Consider the following 18,797-nt stretch of genomic DNA (forward strand, 5'->3'; position numbering starts at 1 on the left):
CCAGACGGACCGAAACTATAGAAGCTGATCTTGGTCACTGCCACCGGAACGGGGGAACTCGTGCGCCTTTGACGAAGTATCTACCAATTTGGAACCCCGCCGGTGCGGCCAGAACATGGTTCGGTCTGGGGGGTTGTCGGGGCCGACGCGAGCGAGAAGACTATCCAAGCAAGCACTCGTTCAGGCAGCCGCGGGAGGCAGAGCAATGCTCCAGCACGACACGCTGTTCATCGGGGGCGACTGGATGGCCCCCGCGAGCACCGGGACGATCGACGTCGTCTCCCCGCACACCGAGGAGATCATCGCCCGGGTCCCGGACGGCACCCCGGCGGACATGGACCGCGCGGTGGCCGCCGCCCGCACGGCATTCGACCACGGCCCCTGGCCGCGGATGACCATGCCGGAGCGCGCCGCCGTGGTCGCCAGGCTGGCCGAGGTGTACGCCGCCCGCCAGGCCGAGATCGCCGACATCATCACCCTGGAGATGGGCAGCCCGATCACGTTCTCGCAGCTCGCCCAGGCGCCGCAGCCGCTCGGCATGCTGCAGTACTTCGCCCAGCTGGGCCAGACCTTCGAGGTCGAGGACCAGCGCCCCGGCATGTTCGGCCCGGTCACCGTGCGCCGCGAGCCGGTCGGCGTGGTGGCCGCCATCGTGCCGTGGAACGTCCCGCAGTTCGTCATCATGACCAAGCTGGCCCCCGCGCTCATCGCGGGCTGCACGGTGGTGATCAAGCCCGCGCCGGAGACCCCGCTGGACGGCTACCTGCTCGGCGAGATGATCAAGGAAGCCGGGATCCCCGACGGCGTCGTCAGCATCGTCGCGGCCGGCCGGGAGGCCGGGGAGCACCTGGTCGCCCACCCCGGCGTGGACAAGGTCGCCTTCACCGGCTCCACCGCCGCCGGCCGCCGGATCGGCGCGATCTGCGGCGAGCAGCTCAAACGCTGCAGCCTCGAACTCGGCGGCAAGTCCGCCGCGATCATCCTGGACGACTGCGACCTGCCCTCGGCGATGGGCTTCCTGTCCATCGCCTCCCTGCTCAACAGCGGTCAGGCCTGCGTCGCCCAGACCCGCATCCTGGCCTCCCACAGCCGGTACGACGAGGTCGTCCAGGCGGTGGCCGAAATGGTGACCGGCCAGACCGTCGGCGACCCCGGCGACCCGGCCACCGCGATCGGCCCGATGGTGGCCAAACGCCAGCAGGAACGCGTCGAGAACTACATCAGGATCGGCCTCGACGAGGGTGCCAAAACCGTCGTCGGCGGCCTGGACCGCCCCTTCGACCGCGGCTGGTACGTCTCCCCCACCGTCTTCGCCAACGCCGCCAACGACATGCGCATCGCCCGCGAGGAGATCTTCGGCCCGGTCCTCACCGTGATCCCGTACGACGACGAGGCCGACGCCGTCCGGATCGCCAACGACAGCGACTACGGCCTGTCCGGCAGCGTCTGGACCGCCGACGCCGACCACGGCATGGACGTGGCCCGCCGGGTGCGCGCGGGAACATATGGCGTCAACATGATGAACACTATGGAGCCGAGCACGCCGTTCGGCGGCTACAAGGCCAGCGGTCTCGGCCGCGAACTCGGCCCCGAGGGCCTGGCGGCCTACCTGGAGTACAAGAGCATCGCGCGCCTCGGTTAGGGGTTCCTGTCCGGTCCGGTACGGGAACCCGTACCGGACCGGAAGGACGCCCAGCGCGCCCCCGCGACGCTGGGCGAATTACATCCCTCTGTGGTAGACGCCCGTTATTCCATTTTGGTTCGCACTGTGTTTATGGCCGATACTCCGGATCGGCGGGCTTGGCCGCCTTCAGCCTGTGTCTTCCCTCGTCACTCCGGGTCGCTTCGCTCCCCTGCGTTCCTCAGTCCAGACACAGGCGCGGCCAAGCCACCGACCAATTCGGCGGATCAGATCTGGCGTAGCGGCCGACTCCGCGTGTCCGTAACCCCGCTCGATCCAGAGCTCCTTGGGGTGCTGGGCGGCCTCGAAGAGCTGGTTGGGGTGTTCCAGCGGGAAAAACGTGTCCGCGTCCCCGTGCACGATCAGCAGCGGCGTAGGCGCGATCATGGCCACGGCCTCGTACGGCGCCAGCGGGATCGGATCCCAGCGGCCGACCGCGATCCTGGTGCGTTTGGCCAGCCGGGCCGCGAGCCGGCCGGCCGGGTGCTCGATCGCCCAGTGCACCTGGCGCATCGGCCTGGTGCCCCGGTAGTACCAGCGGGCCGGGCCGCTCACCGCGACCACCGCGTCCACCCCGCCGTGCAGCGCGGCGTGCCGCAGGGCCACCGCCGCGCCCATGGAGAAGCCCACGGTGACGACACGCCGGTAGGCGGTGCGGGCATGCCGTACGGCGGCGTCCAGGTCGAGGACCTCCAGGTCACCGACGGTGGACAGGCCCGAGGAGCGGCCGTGGCCGCGGAAGTCGATGGCCAGCACCCCGCCGTACCTGGCCAGGACGGCGGCGATGCGGCGGGTGGCCGGCGAGCGCCACGAGCCGGTGAAACCGTGGGCGAGCACGATGCCCAGCTCGCCGGTGTTCCCCATCGGGCCGGGCAGGTGCCCGGCGTCGATTCTGACCCCGTCGGAGGTGCGCAGCATGGCGCCGTAAACAGGTGCGATCACCACCCTCCCAAGGTTACGGATGGCTGGTTATATGCAGCGTCCAGTGGAGGTCAGGGTTTCCCGGGCGCATCGTGGTAACACGGATCAACTAAAATGGGAAGGCCGCACTCTCGCGGCAGGAGCGTCTCGCCGCAAAGTCCGGGACGCGGACGACAGCCCCGACGAACCAGAGCGAGACTCCACTATGCCTTTGAACAGCCGCGACGACCTGCGGAACCTCGCGATCATCGCGCACGTCGACCATGGCAAGACCACGCTGGTGGACGCCATGCTCTGGCAGTCCGGGGCGTTCCGCGCCAACCAGGACGTCGACGAGCGTGTCATGGACTCCAACGACCTAGAGCGCGAGAAGGGGATCACCATTCTCGCGAAGAACACGGCCGTCAAGCACGGCGGCCGCACCCTCAACATCATCGACACGCCCGGCCACGCCGACTTCGGCGGCGAGGTCGAGCGCGGCCTGTCCATGGTGGACGGCGTGGTGCTGCTGGTGGACGCCTCCGAGGGCCCGCTGCCGCAGACCCGCTTCGTGCTGCGCAAGGCGTTCGAGGGGAAGATGCCGGTCATCCTGTGCATCAACAAGGTGGACCGGCCCGACGCCCGGATCAAGGAGGTCGTGGACGAGGTCTACGAGCTCTTCATCGATCTGGACGCCACCGAGGAGCAGATCGACTTCCCGATCGTGTATGCCTCGGCCAAGGCCGGCCGCGCCTCGCTGAACCGGCCCGAGGACGGCGGCATGCCCGACTCCGATGACCTCGAGCCGCTCTTCGAGACGATCTACAAGACCATCCCGGCCCCCACCTACGACCCGTCCGCGCCGCTGCAGGCCCACGTCACCAACCTGGACGCCTCCAGCTACCTGGGCCGGATCGCGCTCTGCCGGGTGCACCACGGCACGATCAAGAAGGGCCAGCAGGTGGCCTGGTGCCGCACCGACGGCACCATCCAGCGGGTGAAGATCACCGAGCTGCTGATGACCGACGCGCTGGAGCGCAAGCCGGCCGAGCAGGCGGGCCCCGGCGACATCATCGCCATCGCCGGCATCCCGGAGATCATGATCGGCGAGACCCTGGCCGACCCGGAGGACCCGCGCCCGCTGCCGCTGATCACGGTGGACGAGCCGGCCATCTCCATGACCGTCGGCACCAACACCTCGCCGCTGGTCGGCCGGGTCAAGGGCTCCAAGGTCACCGCCCGGATGGTCAAGGACCGGCTGGACCGGGAGCTGGTCGGCAACGTGTCGCTGCGCATCCTGCCGACCGAGCGCCCGGACACCTGGGAGGTGCAGGGCCGCGGCGAGCTGGCGCTGGCCATCCTGGTCGAGCAGATGCGCCGGGAGGGCTACGAGCTGACCGTCGGCAAGCCGCAGGTGGTCACCAAGGAGATCGACGGCAAGCGGCACGAGCCCGTCGAGCGCCTCACCGTGGACTGCCCGGAGGAGTATCTGGGCGCGGTCACCCAGCTGCTGGCGGTCCGCAAGGGCCGGATGGAGCACATGACCAACCACGGCACCGGCTGGATCCGGATGGAGTTCGTGGTCCCGGCCCGCGGCCTGATCGGCTTCCGGACCGAGTTCCTGACCGAGACCCGGGGCACCGGTCTGGTGCACCACGTCTTCGACGCCTACGAGCCGTGGTTCGGGGAGCTGCGCACCCGGGGCAACGGCTCGCTGGTGGCCGACCGCTCGGGTCCGGTCACCGCGTTCGCGATGACCAACCTGCAGGAGCGCGGCATCCTGTTCGTCGGCCCGACCACCGAGGTGTACGAAGGGATGATCGTCGGGGAGAACTCGCGCTCCGACGACATGGATGTGAACATCACCAAGGAGAAGAAGCTCACCAACATGCGCTCCTCCACGGCCGATGTGACCGAGACGCTGATCCCGCCGCGCCAGCTGTCGCTGGAGCAGGCGCTGGAGTTCATCCGGGACGACGAGTGCGTGGAGATCACGCCGGAGACGGTCCGGATCCGCAAGGTCGTGCTGGACGCCTCCACCCGCGCCCGCTCGGCGGCCAGGGCCAAGCGCGCTAACTGAGGTCGCTTCGGAACGCCCGTCCCGGTTGGGGCGGGCGTTTCGCTTTTCTTCCGGCCGGAAGTTGGAACCCTGGGCTCGGGTTCCCGTCGTGGCGGCGAACCGTTCGCGCTGTCGTGTGCGACAGAGGAGACACCAGCGCAGACGGAGGAGAGCAACAGTTATGAGCCAGCGCGTCACGAATATCGTCCTGACCGCCACGATCGCCATCGGCTTGGGCGTGGCCGGGGTGGCCACGATGGCGCAGGCGTCCCAGCGCGACAAGCCGGTGCGCGTCGCCATCCGGGATGTGCAGGGCACCCAGATCGGCACGCTCGCCGTGGTACGCAAGGACGGGACCCGATCCCGGGTCACCGTCAAGGTCCACCACCTCGCCCCCGGATACCACGGCTTTCACATCCACGCCGTCGGCGTCTGCGATCCGAAGTCCGTCGATCCGGCGACCGGGCAGGTGTCGCCGTTCTTCAGCGCGGGCGGGCATCTCGACCTCGCTCCCGGCGGGCAGAGCCATCCCTCGCACTCCGGCGACATGCCGCCGCTGCTGGTCCGCCAGGACGGCACCGGGTCGGCCTCGTTCATCACCGACCGGTTCCGGGCGGCCCAGCTCTCCGACGCCGACGGCAGCGCGGTGATCGTGCACGCCCTGCCGGACAACTTCGCCAATATCCCCGACCGGTACGCGCCCAAGGGCCCGGACGAGGCCACCCTCAAAACGGGTGACTCGGGACCGCGTGTCGCCTGCGGCGCTATTAAGCCGATCAAAGCGCCCAAGTAGGGCTCAAGTCATTTGCAATCCCCGTGCCGCACGCTCAATGGCAGAGGAAGGGGGCTGACGATGAAAATCGTGAGTGCAAGTTTCTACGTGGCGCTGTTCTGCGCCTGGGCGATCATCGCTGTGGTCGCTGTCGTGTTTCAGTACGTGCTGAGCTGAACGGTACGGGGCATATGGGTCAGCTGAGTCTAACCCGCAACCAATCGACCAATGGTGTGAGGGTCCGCCAGGTCTGGCGGACCCGGTCGAGGGCCTCGGGGGTGTGGACCCAGGGTTCCGGTTCGTACTGCCGGGCGGCGTAGAGGGACTTGTGGCGGAGCAGGTCCAGGCGGGGGTGATCTTCGGGAACGCCGCGGGGACGGGTCTTGAGCCGGTCTCCGGAGATCCTGAAATCCGAGCGCAGCCCGTCGACGATCTTTTCCAGTTCGGACCCGATGGCGTCATCCTCAAGAGCGGCCCGGAATCGATTGGTCATCTCCCCCTGGGACCACCAACCACCCGCCACATAAAGCCCATCCGCACCGATATGCAGATAATACCCCACCCCATCGAGAATCTGGATGTAGCCACCCTGATGGTCCTTATATGGCGTTTTATCCTTTGAAAATCGGACGTCTCGGTACGGCCGGAACAGGTGCGGCGTTCCAAACTCGTCAGCCAACTCGTCCAGCATCGCAGCCACAGGCGCTTTGACCATCGTGTCGTACACCTGTTTGTTGGCATTCCAGTAGGACTTGGAGTTATCCACCTCCAATCCCTCGTAGAACATGAACGCCTCATCCGGAATCCCACTGAACACCATGCCCTCCACCGTATCGGTGATGGCGCGGGCGGGCGGAACCCCGGGCGGAACCCGAGAGAGAACCACCACGCCAAAGCTGTCGTGCCCGTGGAGGGAGCGACTTGTCATGGCGCAGTGGTTCTCCCACCCACCCAGCCCTCTTGCTCTGTCCGGGCTCCGCCCGCCCCCGCCCGATCCGCTGAAGGACGCGCTTGAAGGCCCGGTGGTTCTCCCACCCACCCAGCCCCTGTTCCTTCGGGCTCCGCCCGCCCTCGTCGTCGCCGTGGTTTCCCACGGGGCGACCACGGCGATGGCGGGGTCGGGCGGAGCCCGAGGAAAAACAAAGGGCTGGGTGGGTGGGAGAACCACCGTTACGTCGGGCGTTCCTTTCGCAGGTGGAAGTACTCCTTGCCCGGGGTCGTCTCGCCGAACAGCTCGGTGATCGTGACGTAGGTGAAACCCTTCGCGTCCAGCAGGTCGAGCAGCTTGGGCACCGCCTGGACGGTGGAGGAGTGGATGTCGTGCATGAGGATGACATCGCCGGGTTTGGCCTTGAGGCAGCGTTTCGCCACCAGTTCGGCGTTACGATCCCGCCAGTCCATGGTGTCGAGACCCCACAGGATCTGGGCCATGCCGTACCGCCGGGTCATCGCCGCCACCCCGGGACTGGTCGCCCCATACGGCGGGCGCATCGTCCGCATCCGCACCCCGGTGTACCTGCCCACCGCGAGCTGCGTCCTGACCAGTTGCTCCTTGAGGGCGGCCTCCGACAGCGAGGGCAGCGCCGGGTGGTCCCAAGAGTGGTTCCCCAGCTCGTGACCCTCAGTGACCATGCGCTGCAGCAGCCCGGCGGTCTTCTCGGAGACCATCCGGCCGACGATGTAGAAGGTGGCCTTGGCGCCATGCTCGGCGAGCCGGTCCAGGACCACGCCGGTCTGGTCGCCGGGCCCGTCGTCGAAGGTGAGCGCGACGCACTTGAGCTTGTGGCAGTCGATGCCGCGGGACTGCGGCGCGACCGGAAAGCGTGGCGCCGGCCACCCCGGCTGGATCGAGGCCAGCTGCCGCGCCAGCGTCGCCGGATCATGGACGGGGGGCGGCAGGGCGGGCAGGGACGCCAGTTTCCCCGGAGCGACCGCATTGGTAACGGCACCACTACAGCCGGTAACCGCAATGAGCAACACAAGTCCCAGCCGCATTCTTCCCCCCGAGGCAGGCGGGGACTAGGGATAGTCCTCGGCCGTGTCCCCCCGTAAGACCTTGGCCAAGTCCTCCCACCAGGGCGGCACGTCGGCCTGCAACTCGGCATACCGTCGGGCCACTCTGATGGCGCATCCAACCGGATCCGTACCCAGGTGGCGGCGTTTCACCGCGCCTTCCTGCCAGCGGAAGAAGCCGTCACGGTAGCTCACGACAAGGCCGATCCAAACCGAGAGCGTAGCGTCATCGCCGATCTCGTACGCATCGTCCACTCCGACGTTGGTCAGTTCGGCCCGGAGTTTCTCCACGGCGGCGCGAGACTCACTCACTGGCCACCCCCAACTGACATAGCGACGCGCACAAGGAGGGATGTACCCAGCATCGGGCCACCCCGCGCATGCTCATGGGGTAATCATGGGACTCCACCGCGTGACTTCGCAGCCTTATCCGGCTTCTGAGTGGTTGTCGGGTCGGTCGATGAGCTTTCATGCCCTTTTGTAAGGTATTGGGGTTCGCTTCACAATTACGGGGGGTTAGCGTGACGGCTGTGGCGCTCGCGACGGCGTGTGCGGTGATCTTCGGCACCGCCGATTTCTTCGGCGGGCTCGCGACCCGCCGATCCCGGGTGCTGGCCGTCGTGGTGTGCTCCCAGCTGGGGGGCATGGTCCTGGTTCTGGCGCTGATGCCGTTCCTGCCGGGGATCGCCAGTTCGGGCGCGCTGCTGTGGGGCATGGCCTCCGGGGTGGCCGGCGGGCTGGGGATCGTGCTGTTCTACCGCGGCCTGGCGATGGGCAAGATGTCGGTGGTCGCGCCGATCACGGCCACCACGGCGATGGCCGTCCCCGTGCTGTTCGGGTTGCTCGCGGGCGAGCGGCCGTCCGTGCCGGCGCTGAGCGGGGTGGTGCTCGGGCTGCTCGCGGTGATGCTGGTGAGCAGGGAGCCCGGCGGCTCCGGCGGGCTGACGCTGGGCCCGGTGCTGAACGCGCTCGCCTCCGGGGCCGGGTTCGGCGGGTTCTTCATCCTGTTGAAGCTGGCGCCCTCCGACGCCGGGCTGTGGCCGCTGGTGGGGGCGCGGATCGCGTCGATCGCGCTGGTGGCGGCGCTGGCGGTGGCGACGCGGCGGAGCATGCGCCCGGCCGCCGGGTCGTGGCGGGTGACGATCGCGGCCGGGGTGCTGGACATGGGGGCCAACGTGCTGTTCCTGCTGGCCGCGCAGCGGGGCATGCTGATCTTGGTGACCGTGCTGGTGTCGTTGTACCCGGCGAGCACGTTGCTGCTGGCCCGATATGTGCTCGGAGAACGGCTGAGTTCCACGCAAATTGCGGGAGTTGGCTGCGCATTGGGGGCAATCGCGTTGATTGCGGCTTCCTAGTGCATTGTCATGAGACGTTGGAGCTTGTTACGTTCGTCCCCGTGCAGGTCGAGCGGGCCCCTCTCGTCTCCGAGCCGTTCGCGCACGTAGCTGTGGCGTATGGCTCTGGTGAGGAATACCTGAAAACGGTCCTGCCCGCCCTGCTGGACGGGCTGCGCCGAGGGGAACGCACCATCCTGCTCGGCCCGGAAGAGAACCTCGAGCTGGTACGGGCCGCGCTCGGCACCGACGCCGCCCGGGTCGAGCTGGGGCTGAGCCAGGACTGGTACGGCCATCCGGCCCGGACCATGGCCGCCTACCTCGACTTCGCCCGGCGGAACGGCCCGGCCAGGATGATCTGCGAACCGGTCTGGCGCTCGGCCAGGGACGCGGCCGAGTGGGCCAGGATCGAGGCGATCGCGAACGTGGCGTTCGCCGGGATCCAGACGACGATGCTCTGCGTCTACCGGGACCCGGGCGAGGAGGTGTTCCGCAGCCATCCCTGGTATCTGGACGGCGAGGTGATCCGGGCGAGCGAGCCGTACCTCCCGCCGGAGCGGATGAACTGGGAGCAACCGGCGTTCGAGTCGCCTCCGGCGGAGGCCGAAGGGCTGGACTTCGATCTGCCCGGGGTGCGGCGCATGCGGGCGTTCGTCCGGGACCAGGCGTACGCGGCGGGGCTGGAGCGGGACGAGGTGACCTCGCTGGTGCTGGCCGCGGCCGAGATCGCCGCGAACGCGGTCGAGCACGGGGCGGGGCACGGGCGCGTGGCGGTGTGGCGGGCCGGGGACGAGCTGATCTGCGAGATCACCAACCCGGACGCCGGGATCGAAGTGCCTTTTCCGGGATATATCCCACCGGAACAGGAATCGCTGCGGGGTTACGGCCTGTGGATCAGCCGCCAACTCTGCGACGTCATGGAGGTCAGAACGCTGGACGGGAAGTCCTGCGTCCGCCTTCACATGCGTATGACCCTTTAAGCCGCTTTCAGCCGAAATTTCGGCTTATGCGGCTACGCTTTCCGACTCCCGGACGACGCCCTCCTCCCGGGCGTACTCCTCCAGCATGCCGCGCAGCTGCCGCCGCCCGCGATGCAGCCGCGACATCACCGTCCCGATCGGCGTGCCCATCCGGTCGGCGATCTCCTTGTACGCGAAGCCTTCCACGTCGGCGAGATACACCGCGACCCGGAAGTCCTCCGGCAGCGACCGGAGCGCGTTCATCACGACGTTGTCCGGCAGGGACTCCAGCGCCTCGGTCTCCGCCGACTTCAGCCCGGTCGACATATGCGACTCGGCGGCGGCCAGCTGCCAGTCCTCGATCTCCTCGGCGGCCGACAGTTTGGGCGAGCGCTGCTTCTTGCGGTAGTCGTTGATGAAGTTGTTGGTGAGGATCCGGTGCAGCCACGCCTTCAGGTTCGTGCCCTCCCGGAACTGGTGGTAGGACGTGAACGCCTTGGTCACCGTCTCCTGGACAAGGTCCTCCGCGTCGGCGGGGTTGCGGGTGAGACGCATGGCCGATGCGTACAACTGGCTGGTCACGGGCACCACGTCGCGCTCGAACCAGGCCTGACGCTGCTCATCGCTCATCGAGATCATGTCATCCCCCCTGGAACTCTCTCCCCCGCTGCCCCTCCGGAACGGACCCATGCGGTTATGGCGAACCGTCGTGGTCATCGTCATCGTGTCAGGTGGCCCGTAAGCGGGGTGTTAGCCGGCCAGAGGGGTTCAGACGGGAGCACCGGGACGGCAATGGCTTGATCACCCGCCTGCCGGACAAGTCTCATTATCATAACACTCTCGCCTCGTTCCGGAAGAAAGTGTGGCGTATGGCACTCGTTACAGTGACTCCCATGAAACACCTGGACCGGCACGACCCGGTGACGCGCGCGTGGGCGGCCGAAGCCATCCGGGCCGTGGAAGCCGACGCCAACCGCAGTTGCGACACCCACCTGCACGTCTTCCCCCTTCCCGCGCACTGGGGAGTGGACCTCTACCTGAAAGACGAATCGGTGCACCCAACCGGTTCACTCAAACATCGACTCGCCCGCTCTCTGTTCCTCTACGGCCTGGCCAACGGCTGGATCGGCCCGCAGACCACGATCATCGAAGCCTCCAGCGGCTCCACCGCGGTGAGCGAGGCGTATTTCGCCCGCCTGCTCGGCCTGCCGTTCATCGCGGTCATGCCGGCCACCACGTCGCCGGAGAAACGCGACATCATCGAGTTCTACGGCGGCAAGTGCCACCTGGTCGACGACCCCGGAAAGATCTACGAAGAGTCGGCCCGGCTGGCGGCCGAGACCGGCGGCCACTACATGGACCAGTTCACCTACGCCGAGCGGGCCACCGACTGGCGTGGCAACAACAACATCGCCGAGTCGATCTTCGATCAGCTGGCCCTGGAACGGCACCCGGAGCCCGCCTGGATCGTGGTCGGCGCGGGCACCGGCGGCACCTCGGCCACCATCGGCCGCTACATCCGCTACCGCCGCCACCAGACCAAGCTCTGCGTCGCCGACCCCGACGGCTCGGCCTTCTTCCCGTCCTGGGTCTCCGGCCAGGACGGGACGGCCCGCGGCTCCCGCATCGAGGGCATCGGCCGCCCCCGGGTGGAGCCGTCCTTCCTGCCGACCGTGATCGACCGCATGACCCAGGTGCCGGACGCGATGTCGATCGCCGCCATGCGGTGGACCCGTGAGGTCACCCATCGTGACGTGGGCGGATCGACGGGGACCAATATGGCGGCCGCCGTACAGATCATCAGGGAGATGCGGGCGGCCGGGGAGCGGGGCAGCGTGGTCACGCTCATCTGCGACGGCGGCGAGCGCTACCGGGGCACCTACGGCAGCGACGACTGGCTGGCCGGCAGGCGGATCGACATCGCGCCGTACCTGGTCGAATTCAGGGCTTTTCTGGCGTCCTGAGGGCCTCGCGCACGTCCTCGTCGGCGGGGTCCAGCTCGGCCGCCCGCAGCAGGTCGGCCTGGGCACGCTCGGGCTGGCCGACCGACCGCAGCGCGATCGCCCGGTTGAAGCGCAGCGCGGCGTCGTCGGCCAGCTCGATCGCCCGGGTGAGATCGGCGATCGCGCCCTCCGGGTCGCCCAGCTCGAAGGCCAGCTCGCCCCGGCTGGCCCAGCCCGCGGCGAGCCCGGGATCGTGGAAGACGGCCGCGTCGTAGGCTTTGCGGGCCTCCGCGTACCGCGCGGTGGCCGCCTCCGCCTGCCCGAGCGCGCACAGCAGGTACGCGTTGCGCGGGTTCAGCGCCAGACCCAGCCGCGCGTCGGCCCTGGCCCGGTCGTACTCGCCGATCGCCACCAGCAGCCCGGCCCGGTTGGCGTACGCGTCCACGAAGCCGGGGTCCAGCTCGATCGCGTAGTCCAGGTCGGCCAGCGCGCCCGCGTGGTCCCCGTCGGCGAAGCGGATCTCGGCCCGGTTGTAGTGGGCCTCGGGGAACGGCGGCCCGACCCGCATCGCGGTCTCGTAGTCGGCGACCGCGTCCGCGGACCGGCCCAGCCGGTAGAGCAGGTTGCCGCGGTCGATGTAGTAGTCGGGGTAGCCGGGGTCGGCCTCGATCACCGCGTCCAGGTCGGCCAGGGCGGCGGCCGGGTCGCCGAGCAGCACGGTCAGCTGCGCCCGGTTCGCGCGCAGGACCAGGCGGTGGATCGCGTGCTCGCCTGGTTCGAGGTCCCGGTCGGCCAGCTCGATCGCCTCCTGGACCAGGCGCAGGGCCGAGCGGTGGCGGCCCAGCCGGGTCTCGATCAGGGCCTTGCCGTTCAGGTCGAAGCCCAGGTGGAAAGCGCGGCTCCGCCGGTCGGGAAGCAGCCGGGTGATCGTGACGGCCTCGTTGATCCAGGCTCTGGCCTCCTCGATGTCCCGTTTCTCGGGGTCGTGGTGGCGGGTCAGGAGCATCGCGGTGGCGTACGCGGCCGTGGCGCGGTTGACCGGGTCGGTGCTCTCCCGGCGGGCCAGGTCGAAGAGGGCGCGGGCGTCGTCCTCGCGGTCGGTGGCGGCCAGGGCGCCCGCCGTGCGGTGGAGCAGGGTCCACCAGTCCTCGGTGTCCACGTGGGCGCGTTCGAGTGCCCGGGTTCCGGCCTCGGCGGCGGCGTGGTGGAAGCCTTCGGCGACGTAGCGCCGTACCAGGTCGGGGGTGAGGGCCGGCCAGGTGTGCGCGGACGGCCCGCCGGCGCCGGGCACGCTCTCCACGTGCAGGGGCAGGGCGGCGGCCAGCGGCGGTTCGGCCACCGGCGTGCACACCACGACGGTCAGCACGGCGGGGTCGAGCCGCCGGAGCAGCACGCCGAGCAGCTCGCTGTCGGTGTGGTCGGCCTCGTGCACGTTCTCCACGACCAGCGCGACCGGACCGGCTCCGGCCAGGTGGTCGCGGATGAACTCGGCGATTCCGTTGGCCAGCCGGAGTGTGCGGCGCGGGGCGGGCACCAGGATGCGCTCCGCTTCCGGGACCTGCGTGGCCAGGGTGAGCCGCCGGGCGGGGACCCGTTCGCGCAGGTGCGGCGCGGCCGCCCGGATCTCGATGTCGTGCCGCGCCACCAGTTCCGGCCGCGCCTCCGGCACCAGGACGGCGAGCAGCGTCGCCGCCACCGTGTAAGGGCCGCCGGAACGATGCGCGTCAATGGGCGCGAGCAAAAGGCGCGGCAGGTCTTTTTCCCCGTTCCAGCGGCTTCCCCGCACCCAAAGATGGCGCATCGTCCGACTCCCCTCACCGGTGAGGACCGGAACCCCGCGGCTCCGGCCCCACTGATCGATCAAGGAAGGTGCTTGGCGCTGGCGCTGCCGGACAGCTTGACTGGACCTGGCTTGTGCACGATGACCTTCTTCATCAAACGGCCTTCCAGATGGTTTCGGGACTCGCCAATGTCAACACAACCGCCAAGGAATTAACAATACTTTGGCCGGTAATAGACATTTCCCGATAAATGCACTTAATTAGCTATTCAGTCACCCAGAAGCTTCGGTCACGCCTCTCCCAGAAGTGCGTCCACGAAGACTTCGGGGTCGAACGGGGCCAGATCGTCGGGGCCCTCGCCGAGGCCGGCCAGCTTGACCGGAACGCCCAGCTCCCGCTGGACCGAGATGACGATGCCGCCCTTCGCGGTGCCGTCCAGCTTGGTGAGCGCGATGCCGGTGATGTTCACCACCTCGGCGAACACCTGGGCCTGGCGCATGCCGTTCTGGCCCGTGGTCGCGTCCAGCACCAGCAGCACCTCGTCGACCTGGGCCTTCTTCTCGATGACCCGCTTGACCTTGCCGAGCTCGTCCATCAGGCCGGTCTTGGTGTGCAGGCGGCCGGCGGTGTCCACGATCACCACGTCCACCTTGTCGGCCATGCCGCGGGCCACCGCGTCGAACGCGACCGAGGCCGGGTCGCCGCCTTCCGGGCCGCGCACCACGGCCGCGCCCACCCGGTCGCCCCAGGTCTGCAGCTGGTCGGCGGCGGCGGCCCGGAACGTGTCGGCCGCGCCCAGCACCACCGTCTTGCCGTCGCCGATCAGGGCGCGGGCCAGCTTGCCGGTCGTGGTGGTCTTGCCGGTGCCGTTCACGCCCACCACCAGCAGCACGGCCGGGCGCTCGCCCGGCGCGGAGGTGTGCAGCGTGCGGTCCAGGCCCGGGTTGATCTGGGCGAGCAGCTGCTCCCTGAGCAGCCCGCGCACCTCCGCCGGACTGCGCGTGCCGAGCACCTTCACCTTGGTCCTGAGCTCGTCCACCATGGCCCGGGTGGGCGCCACCCCCACATCGGCGGTGATCAGGGTCTCCTCGATCTCGTCCCAGACGTCGTCGTCCAGGCGGTCCCGGGAGAGCAGGTCGAGCAGGCCCTTGCCGAGCGTGCTCTGCGAGCGGGCCAGCCGGGCACGCAACCGGACCATCCGGCCCGCCGACGGCGGCGGGACCTCGATCTCCGGCGGCTTGACCAGCTCCTCCACCGGCGGCGCCAGCGTCGCCGTCGCGGTGCCGCCCGATTCCTCCTCCGCCCCGCCTCCCACCAGCGGCGTGTCCACGGGGGGAAGAGCCTTGCCCTTCGGCCGGTACATGAAGAAAAGACCACCGGCCACCAGCAAGGCGGCCAGGATCACGACAATGGTGATGACCAGGTAACCATCCACAACGGTCAGTTTTCCAGATAACACCGGGGGCTGCGTCTATGGCCGCGCCTCCGGCACGGCGGGCTTGGCCGCGCGTTATCTGGCACCCAAGGTCAGGCGTGCTCGCGTAGCCGCTGGCTGACCACCTGGGTTACGCCGTCGCCGCGCATCGATACGCCGTAGAGCGCGTCGGCGATCTCCATCGTGCGCTTCTGGTGGGTGATCACGATGAGCTGGGAGCTCTGCCGGAGCTCCTCGAAGAGGGTCAGCAGGCGCTGGGTGTTGGTGTCGTCGAGGGCGGCCTCGACCTCGTCCATCACGTAGAACGGGGACGGGCGGGCTTTGAAGATGGAGATCAGGAACGCGACGGCGGTCAGGGAGCGTTCGCCGCCGGAGAGCAGGGAGAGGCGCTTCACCTTCTTGCCGGGCGGGCGGGCCTCGACCTCGACGCCGGTGGTGAGCATGTCGCTGGGGTCGGTCAGCAGCAGCCTGCCCTCGCCGCCGGGGAAGACCCGCTCGAAGATCTGCGAGAACTCGCGCTGCACGTCGTCGTAGGCGGCGGTGAACACCTGCTCGACCCGGTCGTCCACCTCCTTGACCACCAGCAGCAGGTCGCGCCTGGTCTTCTTGAGGTCCTCCAGCTGCGAGGTCAGGAACGTGTGACGCTCCTCCAGCGCCGCGAACTCCTCCAGCGCGAGCGGGTTGACCTTGCCCAGCTGGGTCATCTGCTTGTCGGCGGCCCGAGCGCGTTTCTCCTGCTCGGCACGGACATACGGAACCGGGGGCTCGCCCGGAACCGGCACCGTCGGCCCGTATTCGGCGATGAGGGCGTCGGTCTCGACGCCGTACTCGTCCATGGCGCGCTCCTGCAGCTGCTCCAGCCGCAGGCGCTGCTCGGTCCTGGCCATCTCGCTGCCGTGCACCCGGTTGACCAGTTTGTCCAGCTCGACCCCAAGCTCCCTGACCCGGACCCTGACCATCTTCAGCTCGGCGTCCACGGCCTCCCGTACCGTCTCCGCCTCGTCCCGCTCGGCGGCGGCCCGCGCCAGCGAGGTCTCCAGCGCGCCCAGCGCCGTCTGGGCGCCCTTGACCACCGCCGCGGCCACCTTGGCCTGGATCCGCCTGCGCTCCCGCTGCGCCGCCGCCCTGGCCCGGTCCTCGCGTTCCCGGCGGGCCGCGCGCAGCAGGCCGTCGGCCCGGCCCGCGATCCCCCGCACCCGCTCCTCTGCCGTCCGCACGGTCAGCCTGGCCTCCATCTCGGCCTGCCGGGTGACCCCGCAGGCCGCGGCCAGCTCGTCGCGCAGTTCGGTGGTCGGCTCGGCCTCCAGCTCGTCCGCGTACTCCTCCTCGGCCAGCCGCTCCTCCAGCTCGGCGATCCCGGCCCGCGCCACCTCCCGGGCCTCCTCAGCCCCCTGCACGGCTGACGCCAGCCGCTCGCCCTCGTCCCGCGCGGCCTTCACCGCGGCCTCCAGCCGCGCCAGCTGCTTGGCCGCGTCCGCCAGCCGCTGATCCGCGTCCCGCTGCCGCCCCCGCACCCGATCGAGTACGGCCTGCGCCGCGTCCAGCCCGCTCCGCGCCGAGTTGACCCCGTTCTGGGCGACGGTGACCCCGGTCTGCGCCTCGTTCACCCGGCCCTGCGCGGCTTCCACGGCCTCCCGGGCTTCGGCTTCGGCCTCGACGGCCTCCTCCAGGGAGGACGCGTGTTCGGCCGCGGTGGCATGGGCCGCGCTGAGGTCGGCGACTGCCTGCTCCAGGGCGGCCCTGACCTGCCAGGTCGAGTTGTCGGCCGAGCCGGTGCCGGTGAGCGCGCCGAACATCGCGTCCGAGCCCATCACGGCGGCCAGGTCGGGGCGGTTGGCCAGCAACCGTTCCGCCGTGGGCACGTCCTTGGCCAGCAGGACCGAACGCCGGGGCCCGGCCAGCTCGCCGGTCACCCATTCCAGCTCGCCGTCGCCGGAGAGGCTGAGTTCCAGGGCGTCCCTGCGGGCGGTCAGAGCGCTGATGGCGCGTTGTGCGTCCTGGTCGGCGGCGCGGGCCGTACCGACCTGGGAGGTGGCCGCGGCGAGGGCGGCGCGGGGGGCCGCGACGGCGGTCTTGGCCTCCTCGACCTGGCCTTTCGCCTGCTCCACGATGTCGCGGGCGGCGTCGACCTGGGCTCTGGCCAGTTCCACCCCCGCCTGGGCGGATTCCAGCTCGGCGGTCAGTTCCGGGTCGGTCGCGGGTTCGCTCAGTTCCTGGGCGTCGTGGTCGGCCTGGGCTTGTTCGGCCCGCTTGCGGGCGTCGTCGAGGGACTTGGCGAGGCGGCCGATCTCCTCTTCGGCGGCACGCGCCCGGCTTCTGGCCGAATCCACCTGGCCGCGCAACCGCGCCAGCGCCTCCCGGCGGTCGGCGGCGGCCCTGGCCATGGCGGCCAGCCTGCGCTCCTCGGTGGCCAGCGACTCCTCGGCCTCTCCCCGGGTCTCCACCGCGACAGCGAGGCGCTCCTGAGCCTCCGCCAGGGCTTCCTGGAGCTCCCGCTCCTGCTCCCTGACCTCGGCCGCCTCCCGCTCGAACTCCTCCGGGTCCCGGCCCCGACGTTCGATGGACGCCGCGTCGGCCGCGTGCCGCTCCCGCTCGGCCGCCAGGCTCTCCACTCCGCGCAGGCGCTCGCGCAGGGCGGAAAGCCGGTAATACGTCTCCTGAGCGCCCGTCAGCCTCGGCTGGGCCTCGTTGGCGGCCGTCTCCAGCGCGGCCTCGCGCTCCTGGCTCTCGGCGTGTTCCCGTTCCACCTGCGCCCGCCTGGCTTGTACGGCGGCCTCGTCCTGGGCCTCGCGCTGGAGGGTGTCGCGTAAAGTCACGACATCGTCGGCGAGTAGCCGGAGCCGGGCGTCGCGCAGGTCGGCCTGGATCACGGCGGCCTTACGGGCGATCTCGGCCTGGCGTCCCAACGGCTTCAACTGGCGGCGCAGTTCGGTGGCCAGGTCCTGGACCCGGGTCAGGTTGGCCTGCATGGCGTCGAGCTTGCGGAGCGCTTTTTCCTTACGCTTGCGGTGCTTCAGCACGCCCGCGGCCTCTTCGATGAACGCCCGGCGCTCCTCGGGGCCCGCGTGCAGGACCTGGTCCAGCTGGCCCTGGCCGACGATCACGTGCATCTCGCGGCCGATGCCGGAGTCCGAGAGGAGCTCCTGGATGTCCAGCAGTCGGCAGGTGTCCCCGTTGATCGCGTATTCGCTCTGCCCCGACCGGAACATCAACCGGCTGATCGTCACCTCGGTGTAGTCGATCGGCAGCGCACCGTCGGTATTGTCAATCGTCAGCGTGACCTCGGCCCGCCCCAGCGGCGGCCGCGACGAGGTCCCCGCGAAGATCACGTCCTCCATCTTCCCGCCACGCAACGACTTCGCGCTGTGCTCGCCCATCACCCAGGCCAGCGCGTCCACCACGTTGGACTTGCCGGAACCGTTGGGGCCGACCACGCAGGTGATGCCAGGCTCGAACCGGAGGGCGGTGGCGGAGGCGAACGACTTGAACCCACGCAGGGTGAGGGTCTTCAGGTACACTTCACGACCCCCTCCTGCTCCCCGCTCTGGGGGAAGACTACCGGTCTTCCGTCCTATCAGCCGCGCCTTCCGCCCGGCCGACCCACTTCCCCCATGCGACTGGGACAAACGGAATCAACAACCTCAGCACATTGGTTCTCCCACCCACCCAGCCCTTTCGTTCTCCTTCGGGCTCCGCCCGACCCCGCCAACGCCGGGGATGTTCGCCCACCGGTGCCGAAGCCAACGGGGTGCCCAAGGTTCCGTGAGGCGGCATCCCCTGCACCCGGCCCATGTCCACCGGGCTCAAGGTGGTTCTCCCACCCACCCAGCCTTTTCGTTTTCCTTCGGGCTCCGCCCGACCCCGCCGACGCCGTGGATGTTTCGCCCACCGGCGTCAAACCAACGGGATGCCCTGGGATC

General features: G+C 69.4%; 14 protein-coding genes. 6 read left to right on the forward strand and 8 right to left on the reverse strand.

Annotated elements, in window-relative coordinates; translation table 11 throughout:
* The first annotated feature begins 205 nt into the window (after positions 1-205).
* Positions 206-1,642, forward strand: a complete 1,437-nt coding sequence (locus ABGB08_RS46985; protein ID WP_347604537.1) for an aldehyde dehydrogenase — start codon at positions 206-208, stop codon at positions 1,640-1,642.
* A gap of 168 nt (positions 1,643-1,810) precedes the next feature.
* On the opposite strand, the gene ABGB08_RS46990 is transcribed toward ABGB08_RS46985, so the two are convergent.
* Entirely contained in the window at positions 1,811-2,599 is a 789-nt protein-coding gene (locus tag ABGB08_RS46990) for an alpha/beta fold hydrolase (protein ID WP_347604573.1), read from the reverse strand.
* 208 nt (positions 2,600-2,807) lie between these two features.
* On the opposite strand from ABGB08_RS46990, the gene typA reads away from it, so the two are divergent.
* On the forward strand, positions 2,808-4,661 hold the full coding sequence (gene typA / locus ABGB08_RS46995) for a translational GTPase TypA (RefSeq protein WP_347604540.1): 1,854 nt from the start codon (positions 2,808-2,810) through the stop codon (positions 4,659-4,661).
* Between the two features lie 160 nt (positions 4,662-4,821).
* Entirely contained in the window at positions 4,822-5,433 is a 612-nt protein-coding gene (locus ABGB08_RS47000) for a superoxide dismutase family protein (RefSeq protein WP_347604543.1), read from the forward strand.
* 175 nt (positions 5,434-5,608) lie between these two features.
* On the opposite strand, the gene ABGB08_RS47005 is transcribed toward ABGB08_RS47000, so the two are convergent.
* From ABGB08_RS47005 to ABGB08_RS47015, 3 genes are all read right to left on the reverse strand, one after another.
* Entirely contained in the window at positions 5,609-6,340 is a 732-nt protein-coding gene (locus tag ABGB08_RS47005) for a DUF2461 domain-containing protein (RefSeq protein WP_347604546.1), read from the reverse strand.
* Between the two features lie 242 nt (positions 6,341-6,582).
* Positions 6,583-7,389: a polysaccharide deacetylase family protein gene (locus tag ABGB08_RS47010; protein WP_347604549.1), complete on the reverse strand. Its 807-nt coding sequence runs from the start codon at positions 7,387-7,389 to the stop codon at positions 6,583-6,585.
* A gap of 42 nt (positions 7,390-7,431) precedes the next feature.
* Complete coding sequence (locus ABGB08_RS47015; protein WP_347604552.1) at positions 7,432-7,737, reverse strand: hypothetical protein; 306 nt, start codon at positions 7,735-7,737, stop codon at positions 7,432-7,434.
* Between the two features lie 218 nt (positions 7,738-7,955).
* Between ABGB08_RS47015 and ABGB08_RS47020 the strand changes: the two genes are divergently transcribed.
* Both ABGB08_RS47020 and ABGB08_RS47025 read left to right on the forward strand, forming a co-directional pair.
* Positions 7,956-8,780: a DMT family transporter gene (locus ABGB08_RS47020; RefSeq protein ID WP_347604555.1), complete on the forward strand. Its 825-nt coding sequence runs from the start codon at positions 7,956-7,958 to the stop codon at positions 8,778-8,780.
* Positions 8,781-8,797: 17 nt separating this feature from the next.
* Positions 8,798-9,739 carry a sensor histidine kinase gene (locus ABGB08_RS47025; RefSeq protein ID WP_347604558.1) on the forward strand — a complete coding sequence of 314 codons (942 nt, stop codon included), beginning with the start codon at positions 8,798-8,800 and terminating at the stop codon, positions 9,737-9,739.
* Between the two features lie 24 nt (positions 9,740-9,763).
* Here the strand turns inward: ABGB08_RS47025 and ABGB08_RS47030 are convergent, their stop codons facing one another.
* Positions 9,764-10,357: a sigma-70 family RNA polymerase sigma factor gene (locus ABGB08_RS47030; protein ID WP_155346215.1), complete on the reverse strand. Its 594-nt coding sequence runs from the start codon at positions 10,355-10,357 to the stop codon at positions 9,764-9,766.
* A gap of 254 nt (positions 10,358-10,611) precedes the next feature.
* Between ABGB08_RS47030 and ABGB08_RS47035 the strand changes: the two genes are divergently transcribed.
* Positions 10,612-11,682, forward strand: coding sequence for a PLP-dependent cysteine synthase family protein (locus ABGB08_RS47035; protein ID WP_347604561.1), 1,071 nt, complete (start codon positions 10,612-10,614; stop codon positions 11,680-11,682).
* Here ABGB08_RS47035 and ABGB08_RS47040 read toward each other — a convergent pair.
* The 3 genes from ABGB08_RS47040 to ABGB08_RS47050 all read right to left on the reverse strand — a co-directional run bounded on the left by ABGB08_RS47040 (position 11,660) and on the right by ABGB08_RS47050 (position 18,395).
* Positions 11,660-13,462 carry a tetratricopeptide repeat protein gene (locus ABGB08_RS47040; protein WP_347604564.1) on the reverse strand — a complete coding sequence of 601 codons (1,803 nt, stop codon included), beginning with the start codon at positions 13,460-13,462 and terminating at the stop codon, positions 11,660-11,662. The two genes, ABGB08_RS47035 and ABGB08_RS47040, sit on opposite strands and share 23 nt — an antisense overlap.
* A gap of 269 nt (positions 13,463-13,731) precedes the next feature.
* Complete coding sequence (gene ftsY / locus ABGB08_RS47045) at positions 13,732-14,877, reverse strand: signal recognition particle-docking protein FtsY (RefSeq protein ID WP_347604567.1); 1,146 nt, start codon at positions 14,875-14,877, stop codon at positions 13,732-13,734.
* A gap of 92 nt (positions 14,878-14,969) precedes the next feature.
* Positions 14,970-18,395: an AAA family ATPase gene (locus ABGB08_RS47050; RefSeq protein ID WP_347604570.1), complete on the reverse strand. Its 3,426-nt coding sequence runs from the start codon at positions 18,393-18,395 to the stop codon at positions 14,970-14,972.
* Positions 18,396-18,797 lie beyond the last annotated feature (402 nt).

Source organism: Acrocarpospora sp. B8E8 (assembly GCF_039871605.1).
GTDB classification, from domain to species: domain Bacteria; phylum Actinomycetota; class Actinomycetes; order Streptosporangiales; family Streptosporangiaceae; genus Acrocarpospora; species Acrocarpospora macrocephala.